Annotated in this window: 8 protein-coding genes and 1 pseudogene; 7 read left to right on the plus strand and 2 right to left on the minus strand. The window is 41.8% G+C overall.

Annotated elements, in window-relative coordinates:
• Nucleotides 1–69: 69 nt before the first annotated feature.
• Nucleotides 70–1443, minus strand: a complete 1374-nt coding sequence (gene mnmE / locus SST111_RS09830; protein WP_099811055.1) for a tRNA uridine-5-carboxymethylaminomethyl(34) synthesis GTPase MnmE — start codon at nt 1441–1443, stop codon at nt 70–72.
• A 336-nt stretch (nt 1444–1779) separates the two neighbouring features.
• Here mnmE and rpiA point away from each other — a divergent pair, with 336 nt between their 5' ends.
• The 6 genes from rpiA to glgP all read left to right on the plus strand — a co-directional run bounded on the left by rpiA (nt 1780) and on the right by glgP (nt 8125).
• On the plus strand, nt 1780–2454 hold the full coding sequence (gene rpiA / locus SST111_RS09835) for a ribose-5-phosphate isomerase RpiA (protein ID WP_099811057.1): 675 nt from the start codon (nt 1780–1782) through the stop codon (nt 2452–2454).
• 131 nt (nt 2455–2585) lie between these two features.
• The gene (locus tag SST111_RS09840; protein ID WP_099811059.1) at nt 2586–3797 is read left to right on the plus strand and encodes a phosphopentomutase; all 1212 of its coding nucleotides are present in this window, start codon (nt 2586–2588) and stop codon (nt 3795–3797) included.
• The gene (locus SST111_RS09845; RefSeq protein ID WP_099811061.1) at nt 3797–4153 is read left to right on the plus strand and encodes an arsenate reductase family protein; all 357 of its coding nucleotides are present in this window, start codon (nt 3797–3799) and stop codon (nt 4151–4153) included. Before SST111_RS09840 ends, SST111_RS09845 begins: the two co-directional genes overlap by 1 nt.
• An 11-nt stretch (nt 4154–4164) precedes the next feature.
• Nucleotides 4165–4974, plus strand: coding sequence for a purine-nucleoside phosphorylase (locus SST111_RS09850; protein WP_002935585.1), 810 nt, complete (start codon nt 4165–4167; stop codon nt 4972–4974).
• A gap of 32 nt (nt 4975–5006) precedes the next feature.
• The gene (gene deoD, locus SST111_RS09855) at nt 5007–5720 is read left to right on the plus strand and encodes a purine-nucleoside phosphorylase (RefSeq protein ID WP_099811063.1); all 714 of its coding nucleotides are present in this window, start codon (nt 5007–5009) and stop codon (nt 5718–5720) included.
• A gap of 137 nt (nt 5721–5857) precedes the next feature.
• Nucleotides 5858–8125 carry a glycogen/starch/alpha-glucan family phosphorylase gene (glgP, locus tag SST111_RS09860; RefSeq protein WP_099811066.1) on the plus strand — a complete coding sequence of 756 codons (2268 nt, stop codon included), beginning with the start codon at nt 5858–5860 and terminating at the stop codon, nt 8123–8125.
• A 337-nt stretch (nt 8126–8462) separates the two neighbouring features.
• On the opposite strand, the pseudogene SST111_RS12485 reads toward glgP, so the two are convergent.
• Nucleotides 8463–8594 (minus strand): annotated as a pseudogene (locus tag SST111_RS12485) (AraC family transcriptional regulator); the annotation flags it as partial.
• 213 nt (nt 8595–8807) lie between these two features.
• On the opposite strand from SST111_RS12485, the gene SST111_RS09870 reads away from it, so the two are divergent.
• Nucleotides 8808–11765: DUF1542 domain-containing protein (locus SST111_RS09870; protein WP_142350759.1), on the plus strand; the 2958-nt coding region annotated here is incomplete at its 3' end.

Genomic DNA, 11765 nt, shown 5'->3' on the forward strand with positions numbered 1-11765 from the left:
ATCTTAGACAAGGAATTATGTGTTAATATACAAATGAAGTCATGCAAGATCCTTACATGACTTTTGTTCTTATTTTCCAAGACAGAATTGGCTAAAGAGTTGGGTGATGAGTTCATCTGGAGCGGCATCGCCTGTGATTTCTCCCAAAATCTGCCAACAGCGTGTCAGGTCAACCTGTAATAAGTCGACAGGCATGCCCATTTCCAGTCCGTCGTTGACCGCTTGTAGGCTTTGGACGGCTTGTTCAATGAGGGAAATATGGCGAGAATTGGAGAGGTAGGTGGCATCTTGCTCGACCAAACCTGCATTTTCAAAGAAGAGCTGGTTGATTTTTTCTTCAATCTGGTCGATGTTCTGGTTTTTCAAGACGGAAATGCGGATGACATCCTCAGGCAGTTGGTCGGCTTCAATCTTCTCTTCCAGGTCGGTCTTATTGAGTAGGACGATACGGTTTGTCAAATCTGAAATAGCTAGGAGATTGCGGTCTTGCTCGGTCAGGTGTTCGGATGCGTTGAGGACCAGCAGGATCAGGTCGGCCTCCTCAAGAGCTTTTTTAGACCGTTCCACACCGATTTTTTCAACGATGTCGTCTGTTTCACGGATACCTGCTGTATCAATCAGCTTGAGGGGGACGCCTTTGATGTTGACGTATTCTTCGATAACGTCGCGTGTTGTTCCAGCGATGTCTGTAACGATGGCTTTTTCCTCGCGGAGAAGATTGTTGAGCAGGCTGGATTTTCCCACATTTGGACGACCGATAATGGCAGTTGCGATGCCTTCACGCAGGATTTTTCCACGGCGGGCAGTGCGGAGGAGATTCTCCAAAAGGGCTTGGAACTGGAGGGTCTTCTCACGAACCAGCTCTGTCGTCGCCTCCTCGACGTCGTCGTACTCAGGGTAGTCGATGTTAACCTCGACCTGTGCCAGCGTGTTGAGAATTTCCTGGCGGGTGTCGTTGATGAGCTGGGAGAGGGAGCCGTCAAGCTGGCGGACGGCATTGTGCATGGCTTTGTCGGTCTTGGCACGGATGACATCCATGACGGCTTCGGCCTGGGTCAAATCCACACGGCCGTTGAGAAAGGCCCGCTTGGTAAACTCGCCTGGCTCAGCCATTCGAGCCCCTTGGCGAATCAGGAGCTGGAGAATTTCGTTGGTAACGGCGATGCCTCCATGGGTGTTTATCTCAATGACATCTTCGCGGGTGAAGGTCTTTGGAGAACGCATGGCTCCAACCATGACTTCGTCCAGCACTTGCCCTGTCGCAGGGTCAATAATGTGGCCGTAGTTGAGGCTGTGGCTAGGAACAGTCGCCAAATCCTTGCCCTTGAAAACCTTGCTGGCAATGGCAAATGCATCCGTCCCAGACAGGCGGACAATCCCTATAGCCCCCTCACCGAGAGGAGTGGAAATGGCTGTTATTGTATCGAATTCCTTTGTAATCATATATCTTTCTTTCTAAAATCGTCTTATCTATTAGTGTATCATGGAATGATAAAAAAAGCACAGATGAGGGATGGGAATGTAAATATATTTATGGTAACTTTGAGAATTACTTTATTAAAATATTGTAGTTTGATTATTTAAGTGTGGTAAAATGGAAATATAGTTTGTTCTGATAATCTTTCCTATGTCCACTAATTAGTGATAAAAACATTTGAGTAAATACAAAAATTTAGTGAAGATTAACTAATATTATTCTTTGACTTTCTATTTCCCCTTGTCCCCCTCCCTTTTCCATGCTATACTATATGTAATCGTTTTACTTCAAAGGAGACAAAGATGACAAACCTAAAAGAGCAGGTTGGGATTAAGGCGGCGGAATTTGTGACGGACGGGATGATTGTTGGGCTGGGAACTGGCTCGACTGCCTACTATTTCGTGCAGGAGATTGGCCGCCGGGTTGCAGAAGAAGGACTACAGATCACAGGCGTAACGACCTCTCATGCTACGGCAGAACATGCTGCGTCCCTTGGGATTCCCCTAAAAAATATCGACGAAGTCGAATATGTGGACTTAACGGTGGATGGAGCAGATGAGGTGGATGGTGCCTTCAATGGTATAAAGGGTGGCGGTGCTGCACTGCTCATGGAGAAGGTAGTTGCAGTCAATAGTAAGGACTGCATCTGGATTGTCGATGAGTCTAAGGTGGTTCAAACCCTAGGAGCCTTCAAGTTGCCGGTGGAAGTTGTACAGTACGGTGCGGAAAATCTTTTCCGACTATTTGAGAAAAAAGGGTATCGTCCAAGTTTTCGTATGCGTAATGGAGAAAAACATATCACGGATATGCAGAACTTTATCATTGACCTTGATTTGCGCAGAATAGAAGACACATATGCATTGGCGGAAGAATTGGATCGGACCGTCGGTGTTGTAGAACACGGTCTCTTTATTGGATTGATTTCCAAGGTCATTGTCGGTACACCAAAAGGACCGAACATCATCGAAAAGAAATAAATTGAAACCGCTTCTCATTTTGGTACAATGAGAGGCTTTTTTATGGTATAATGAAAACACGAACAATGGAACCTTGTATTCACAACTCAGCACCCCGCTTGTAAATACAAGTTCTTAGAAAAGGAGTTCTTATGTCTAAATTTAAACGCATTCACCTGGTGGTTATGGATTCTGTTGGAATCGGCGCAGCACCAGACTCAGATAAATTTTTCAATGCGGGTGTAGCAGATACAGAATCTGACACTCTCGGCCACATTTCTGAAAAAGCTGGGCTTGAGGTGCCTAATATGACCAAGATTGGTCTTGGAAATATCCCTCGAGATACAGCGCTTGCGACGGTTCCTGCTGAAAGCCATCCAATTGGTTACGTGACCAAGTTGGAAGAAGTATCGCTCGGCAAGGATACCATGACTGGACACTGGGAAATTATGGGTCTCAATATTACTGAGCCATTTGATACATTCTGGGATGGTTTCCCTGAAGAGATTTTGACAAAAATCGAAGAATTCTCAGGTCGTAAAATCATCCGCGAAGCAAACAAGCCGTATTCAGGTACAGCTGTCATTGATGACTTTGGCCCTCGCCAAATGGAAACAGGGGAGTTAATCGTCTATACTTCCGCAGACCCTGTGCTACAGATTGCAGCCCACGAAGATATTATTCCACTTGATGAATTGTACCGTATCTGTGAATACGCTCGTTCCATTACCCTTGAACGTCCAGCTCTTCTTGGTCGGATTATTGCCCGTCCATACGTCGGTGAGCCAGGCAATTTCTCACGGACTGCAAATCGTCATGACTATGCAGTATCACCGTTTGAAGAAACAGTACTCAACAAACTAGCAGATGCAGGTGTACCAACCTACTCAGTTGGTAAAATCAGTGATATTTTCAATGGTTCAGGTATTACAAATGATATGGGTCACACCAAGTCCAACATGCACGGTGTCGATGTGTTGATTGATACTCTGAAGTTATCAGACTTCGAGGAAGGTTTCTCCTTCACAAACTTAGTTGACTTTGATGCTGTGTATGGTCACCGTCGCAATATCGAAGGCTACCGCGATTGTTTGCAAGAGTTTGATGCACGTATTCCAGAGATTATTGACAATATGCGTGAAGATGACCTGCTCTTGATTACTGCAGACCACGGCAATGATCCATCCTATGCTGGAACAGATCACACACGCGAATATGTGCCACTCTTAGCATACAGCAAGGCTTTCAAAGGTAGCGGTGTCTTGCCAGTTGGTCATTTTGCGGACATTTCAGCAACCGTTGCGGAAAACTTCGGAGTGGACACAGCCATGATTGGCGAAAGCTTCTTGGAGAAACTAGTTTAATGGAGAAGCTAACGGTCTATATCAATCCCGACTGTAGCAAGTGTAAAAAATTAAGAATATTGCTGTCCAGTCAGGATATGGAAGTCAAGTGGGTTAATTATTTGGAAACGCCATTAAGGGGAGCTGAATTGACAGCTCTCTTGGAAAAAATGGGCAGTCAACCTTCAGCAGTCATTCGATTGAAGGAAGAAGAACGACTAGCCTTGTCAGAAGAAGAAATCTTAGAGCGTTTAGTTAAAGAGCCTGCTCTTCTCAACCGTCCCATTATCGAGCGAGAGCAGACAGCCTTCCTCTGTCGTCCACTTGAAATCATCAAAGAAAAAATGCCAGAATATGACTGGTCGGATTATTTATAAAAGGAGAAAATATGAGTTTACTTGCAAAAATCAATGAAACAAAAACGTTCTTGGAAGAAAAAGGTTTGGTAAAACCTGAATTTGGTTTGATTTTGGGTTCTGGCTTGGGTGAATTGGCTCAAGAGGTTGAAAATGCCATTGTCATCGACTATGCAGACATTCCAAACTGGGGTAAATCAACAGTTGTTGGTCATGCTGGGAAGTTGGTTTACGGTGATTTGGCAGGACGTAAGGTCTTAGCTCTTCAAGGTCGTTTCCACTTCTACGAAGGAAATCCAATGGAAGTTGTGACTTTCCCAGTCCGTGTCATGAAAGCTCTTGGTTGTGAAGGCGTGATTGTTACTAATGCCGCAGGTGGTATCGGCTACGGTCCAGGTACCCTTATGGCCATTACAGACCACATCAACATGACTGGTCAAAATCCATTGATTGGCGAAAACTTGGAAGAATTTGGTCCACGTTTCCCAGATATGTCAAATGCCTACACTAAAGAATACCGTGAAAAAGCCCATGCCGTTGCGGAAAAATTGGGTATCAAGTTGGACGATGGTGTCTATCTCGGTGTGACTGGCCCTACCTATGAAACACCTGCTGAAATCTTGGCCTTCAAGACTATGGGTGCCCACGCAGTCGGTATGTCAACAGTACCAGAAGTTATCGTGGCAGCTCACTCAGGTATGAAAGTCTTGGGAATTTCTGCTATCACTAACTTTGCGGCTGGTTTCCAATCTGAACTCAATCACGAAGAAGTTGTAGAAGTAACCGAGCAAATCAAGGGCAACTTCAAGGGCTTGGTGAAAGCCATCTTGGCTGAGTTGTAAGCATTCGAAAATAGAACAAAGAGGTACATTACATGTCTATCCATATTTCCGCAAAACCAGGCGAAATCGCTGATAAGATTTTGCTTCCTGGTGATCCGCTTCGTGCTAAATTTATCGCTGAAAACTTCCTTGAAGATGCCGTTTGCTTCAACGAAGTCCGCAATATGTTCGGCTACACAGGTACTTACAAAGGTCATCGCGTATCTGTCATGGGAACAGGTATGGGGATGCCTTCTATCTCAATTTATGCTCATGAACTCATCAATGACTATGGCGTGAAAAAGCTAATCCGTGTAGGAACTGCCGGTTCGCTCAACAAGGATGTTCATGTTCGTGAATTGGTTTTGGCGCAAGCAGCCGCGACCAATTCTCGCATGATCAATATTGACTGGCCAGAGTACGATTTGCCACAAATCGCTGATTTTGATCTTTTAGATAAGGCTTATCATATCGCCAAAGAACTCAATATAACAACGCATGTTGGCAATGTTTTATCATCAGATAGTTTCTATTCTCCAAAATTGTTTAGTCGCAACTTAGAATTAGGTCAACTAGGTGTCAAGGCTGTAGAAATGGAAGCAGCTGCACTTTATTACCTAGGTGCTAAGTTTGGCGTTCAAACGCTGGCTATCATGACGATTTCAGATAGCTTGGTTAATCCAGAGGAAGACACCACAGCAGAAGAGCGTCAAAATACTTTCACGGATATGATGAAAGTTGGTTTGGAAACTCTGATTGCAGAATAAAAAAATAGGCAAACTATTTATGCAATTTTGTATAATAGCTTGTCTTTTTTTTATAAATAGGGTATAATTAAGAAAACGTTTACAAAGATAAAACGAAATCTTTCTGAATGATTACATTAATATACAGGAGAAACCTTATGATAAATTTACAAAATTTTGTTCAATCTATGTATGCCAAACGCATTGAAGATTGTACAGACCAAGAGCTCTATTACGCCTTGCTTGCTTTTACAAAACAGCAGAGTGAAGCTAAGTATACAAATGACCAGAAGAAAAAGGTTTACTATATTTCAGCAGAGTTCTTAATTGGTAAGCTCTTGTCTAATAACTTGATCAACTTAGGTGTCTATGATGAGGTTAAAAGCCAGTTGGTGGCGGCTGGTAAGGATTTGATTGCTATTGAAGACATGGAGCTTGAACCGTCTCTTGGTAATGGAGGTTTGGGGCGCTTGGCTGCCTGCTTCCTTGATTCAATTGCTAGTCTAGGTCTTAACGGTGATGGGGTCGGCTTGAATTATCACTTTGGACTGTTTAGACAATTATTCGAATACCATCAGCAGTCAGCTGTGCCAAACGAGTGGATTACGCCACGTTCATGGTTAACAGAGTCACCGATTTCTTACCAAGTGCCATTTGCTAACTTTACCTTGACATCTAAGTTGTATGACATTGATGTACCTGGTTATAAAATGGAACGCAAGAATCGTCTTCGCTTGTTTGACCTTGGTTCAGTTGATGATAATATCATCTACGATGGTATCGAGTTTGACAAGGAAGACATTTTCCGAAACTTGACTCTCTTCCTCTATCCAGATGATTCGACCGATGAAGGAAAAGTTCTCCGCATCTTCCAGCAGTATTTTATGGTGTCCAATGCTGCCCAACTCTTGATTGATGAAGCAGTTGCTAAGGGGTCAAACTTACATGACCTGCCTGATTATGCTGTTGTTCAAATCAACGATACTCACCCATCACTTGTTATTCCAGAATTGATTCGTTTGTTGGAACTTCGTGGCATTTCATTTGATGAGGCAGTTGAAATTGTTAAGAAAATGACTGCTTATACCAACCATACCATCTTGTCAGAAGCTCTTGAAAAATGGCCGCTTGACTTCTTGAATCATGTAGTGCCTCACTTGGTTCCATTCATTGTAGAATTAGACCGCCGTGCCAAAGAAGTGAAGGATGATCCTGCTGTCAATATCATCGATGAACATGACCGTGTTCACATGGCCCACATGGATATTCATTATGGTTATTCTATCAATGGGGTGGCGGCACTCCATACCGAGATTTTGAAAACATCTGAGTTGAAAGCTTTCTATGAGCTATATCCTGAAAAATTCAATAATAAGACAAATGGGATTACCTTCCGTCGCTGGCTCATGCATGCTAATCCAAGTTTGGCAAGCTACCTGGACGGCCTACTTGGACATGGCTATCATCACGATGCTAGCGAGTTGGAAAAACTTTTAGAATACAAGAATGATAAGGAACTGAAATCTTGGTTGGAAAAAAACAAGCAACACAACAAGCGTAAATTACAACGTCATATTGCTAAAACTCAAGGTGTTGAAGTTAATCCAGAGTCCATCTTTGACGTGCAAATCAAGCGTATGCACGAATACAAGCGTCAACAAATGAATGTTCTTTATGTCATTCACAAGTATTTGGACATCAAGGCTGGGAATATCCCCGCGCGTCCATTGACTGTCTTCTTTGGTGGAAAAGCGGCACCAGCTTATACTACAGCACAAGACATCATTCATCTGATTTTGGTCTTGTCACAGGTTATCAAAAATGACCCAGAAGTGGCACCACATTTGCAGTTAGTTATGATTGAAAACTATAACGTAACGGAAGCTAGCTTCATCATCCCGGCGGCAGACATTTCAGAGCAAATTTCCCTTGCATCCAAAGAAGCTTCTGGTACTGGTAACATGAAATTCATGCTCAACGGCGCCTTGACTATTGGTACAGATGACGGTGCCAACGTGGAAATTCATGAATTGGTCGGCGATGAAAATATCTACATCTTCGGTCAAGATAGTCAGACTGTTATCGACCACTATGCAAATGGAACCTACCATCCATATGCCTTCTACGAACGTGAAGCCATTCGGCCATTGATTGATTTCATCACTTCTGACACCATTCGTCAGGCTGGTGGTATCGATGAACGCCTCTGGCGCTTACAGGATAACCTTAAGCACAATGACCACTTCATGACTTTGCTTGATTTGGAAGATTATATTGAAACCAAGGAAAGAATGTTGGCTGACTATGAAGACCGCGACAGCTGGTTGGATAAGGTTATCGTCAACATCGCTAAAGCAGGTTTCTTCTCATCTGACCGTACGATTCAACAGTACAATGAAGATATCTGGCATTTGGAAGCGAAATAGAAACTAAAAATGACCTTTCGGGGTCATTTTTTGTGTTCTGACTTTAAAAGTATGAGTTGTTGTAGATTGGATAGTCTAGTGAATTAAAAACAGGACATATCTAATACTCAATAAAAATCAAAAATAGCATATTGAGGTCAATTTCTATGTGTAAAATTTCAATATCTAAGCTCAGATTGGAAATCATAGATTTTGACTAGCCATCTCATTTCGAAAACTTCAAAATTGAAATTCTCTATATACAATTTGATTAGTAGATAGCTAATTTTGATTTTAAATGAGTATTAAAATTACTAATCTCTAAAGTGAGTTGCAATTAATTTGTGAATGATAATCGGATCAATTCCTTGAGTTTTTGGCATTTTTGGTAGGTATCATCAGAATAGTGTCTGTTTACATAGCGATGTTTAAAATGCAGATAAAGGAGTTCATGTAATTTTGCTTTTATCGTGATGTCGAAATAGATACCTTCTTCTTGGATTCTGGAACTCTAGTTATCAATGAACTTGTTGCACTTGACTTTACAACGTACGATACAAAAAAATGCACTAAAATACTTGAAAATCGGGGGGGGGGTGAGGTATAATTAACTCAGAGTCTTGGTGACTTGAAACTAGGGAAAACTGATTTTTTGAACGCTTCATTTTTTCTCTGGTAATATTTATTCAAAAGGAGTGACGATATGAATCGTTCGAAAAAGAAATCATTTGATTGGTATGGAGTGCGCCAGCGGTTCTCTATCCGTAAATATCATATTGGTGCTGCAAGTGTTCTGTTAGGTACGACCTTGGTTCTTGGTACAGGAACGATTGTAAGCGCTGAAACAGGAGTCAATGGGGATGGAGATTCAAACGGGCAAATTGTACCTGGAAATAATGATGGGATATCCGATGGCACAACTAACCCAACTGTAGATGAACCAATTATCAAATTTCCGACTCAAGATAACCAAGCACAACCTGCTGGTTACCAGAAAGTAGAGTTTCAACCTGCAAATGGATTATCGGATTTATCTTTTGAAAACAAGCCTGGTGAAATTCAAAATGGAAATTTTAAAACAGTTGTTTTTTGGGTTAAGACTGGAACTACATGGGGAGCATTAATGAGTGACCCGCAATTTAGAATCCCTAAATATACAGTAGCGGACGGCGATTTTATTTTAAGTTATGCTAGTAATGTTGGCCAAGTAGCATATCCGATTGATTTCGATGCTCTCAAAGACACTCCAATTGTAGACAGATGGCAGATTAATACCATTGTGGATTACATTATTGGCGATGTTACAGACGGAAAAACATTTGAAGAATACATGAACTCGGGGGCATATAAACCATTCCAAATTCCTCAATTCCACGGAATTACATTGGATGCTAATGGTGGTACAGTTGGCGGCAAAGCGAAAAAAGCTTTTTATGTGGCTTATCAGCATGTACAATGGGGTGATCAGCGAGTAACTTCAAAAATCGTTGATCCATCCAGAGATGGTTATACTTTTGTTCGTTGGCAAACAGCTACAGGAGAAGGAATACCTACTTCGGGACAAATTGACACGATTGAATTTACTGCTGTATGGTTAGAACATCCAACAGACAAGGTAGCTGTATTTGATCGTACAAATTTAACAGATTCCGAGAAAGAACAGGTCAAGAAAAAGATATATGATGCAAACCCTGATTTAAGTACAGGGGTTGCGCAAGTCATCAAAGCGATTGAGATATCCGATACTGGTGAAGCTACTGTAACATTTGATGATGATAAAGTAGTTACCGTTTCATCCACAACTCTCATCAACGAAGACCAGGATACTGCTAGAAGCAATGCCAAAGCAGAAATTGAACAAGAGGCAACGGAAAAGAGTGATGCCATAAATGCCTCAGCTCTCACTGAAGAAGAGAAAAGAGCTAAGTTAGCGGAAGTAGATAATAAGAAGGCAGCAGCCGATAGCGCAATTGACCGAGCTAATACTTCTGATGAACTAAACACAGCACTTGAAGCTGGCAAATCAGCCATTGCTGGAATCGACACAAGCACAAGTGCTAAGAAGACTCAAGCTAAGCAAGATTTGGAAACAGCCTACAATGCTAAGCAAAATGAGATTGCTAACTCATCCTTGACCAGAGGAGAAAAAGAAGCGAAACAGGCAGAACTAGACCAAGCCAAATCCGTAGCAGACAGCGCAATTGATGCAGCAACAACAGATTCGGCTGTTGAATCGGCTCTTACAAATGGTAAAGCGGCTATTGAGTCTACATATACAGCGATCATTAAAATCCCAAGTTCTGCATCGGAAACAGCACCTCAGGGTTACGTAACTGTATCATTCAACGGAAATGATTTTACTCAAGGTTTCACATTAGGTATTCAAACTGGTACTTCTTCGGTAAAAGTATTTGTCAAAAATGATGTGACATGGGGAACATTGTTAAAGGACCCTGCTTGGCAATGGCCGACTGTAAAAACAGCTCCAGGCGACACGGTTGTTGGTTGGGCTATGAATATCTATTACGGACAATCATATAACCCAAATAATGCTTTTGCACGTGAAAAGTATAAGGACACTGTTGTCACTAATACAAAATTGTATCCAAACGTCGTTTATGAAGTTGAAGAAGTTGGTAGTAGAACTAAAGAACAATATTTAGCACTATATGGTCCAGATGAGCAAGATAAATGGATTTTTATCAAGTTTGATGCTGGACAAGGTTCAATGACTTATGAGAATAGACAATACACTTCACGTTCTGTAGCTGCATATTTCCAAGGTATTGGTTATGATAACAGTCAATTTACTAGTAAGGTTGTAAGTCCTACGTTAGCTAATCATACCTTTGTTCGTTGGCAAACAGATGCAGGTGAAGTATTACCTAAGAGTGGTGAAATCACAACTGACACAACCTATAAGGCACTGTATCTTGCGCATCCACAAAACAAGGTAGCTGTATTTGATAGTGCAAATTTAACAACTTCCGAGAAAGAACAGGTCAAGAAAAATATATTAGATGCAAACCCTGATTTAAGTACAGGGGTTGCGCCAGCCATCAAAGCGATTGACATATCCGATACAGGTGAAGCTACTGTAACATTTGATGATACCGTAGTTACCGTTTCATCCGCAACTCTCACCAACGAAGACCAGGATACTGCTAGAAGCAATGCCAAAGCAGAAATTGAAAAAGTGGCAACGGAAAAGAGTGATGCCATCAATGCCTCAAATCTCACTGAAGAAGAGAAAAGAGAGAAGTTAGATGAAGTAAATAATGCGAAGGCAGCAGCCGATAGCGCAATCGACCAAGCTAATACTTCTGATGAACTAAACCAAGCACTAAATAATGGAAAAACAGAAATAGGAAATGTGCCAGTAACAAGTCAAGGTAAAGCAGCAGCTTTAGCAGAATTACAAAGCGCCAAAGAAGCTAAGTTACAAGCGATTGAAAATTCAAACTTAACAGATGAAGAAAAATCAGCAGCAACACAAGCAGTTAATACGGCATATGACACAGCTGTTAATAACATTAATAACGCAACAACAAATGACGCATTGACAGAAGCGTTAAACACAGGAAAAGCAGAAATAGGAAATGTGCCAGTAACAAGTCAAGGTAAAGCAGCAGCTTTAGCAGAATTACAAAGTGCCAAAGAA

Source organism: Streptococcus suis YS161 (assembly GCF_002760245.1).
In the GTDB taxonomy this organism is placed as follows: domain Bacteria; phylum Bacillota; class Bacilli; order Lactobacillales; family Streptococcaceae; genus Streptococcus; species Streptococcus suis_I.

Coding starts and splice junctions, on each gene's coding strand:
- rpiA (WP_099811057.1), top strand. CDS start 1,780: ATGACAAACCTAAAAGAGCAGGTTGGGATTAAGGCGGCGGAATTTGTG.
- glgP (WP_099811066.1), top strand. CDS start 5,858: ATGATAAATTTACAAAATTTTGTTCAATCTATGTATGCCAAACGCATT.
- SST111_RS09850 (WP_002935585.1), top strand. CDS start 4,165: ATGAGTTTACTTGCAAAAATCAATGAAACAAAAACGTTCTTGGAAGAA.
- SST111_RS09845 (WP_099811061.1), top strand. CDS start 3,797: ATGGAGAAGCTAACGGTCTATATCAATCCCGACTGTAGCAAGTGTAAA.
- SST111_RS09840 (WP_099811059.1), top strand. CDS start 2,586: ATGTCTAAATTTAAACGCATTCACCTGGTGGTTATGGATTCTGTTGGA.
- mnmE (WP_099811055.1), bottom strand. CDS start 1,443: ATGATTACAAAGGAATTCGATACAATAACAGCCATTTCCACTCCTCTC.
- deoD (WP_099811063.1), top strand. CDS start 5,007: ATGTCTATCCATATTTCCGCAAAACCAGGCGAAATCGCTGATAAGATT.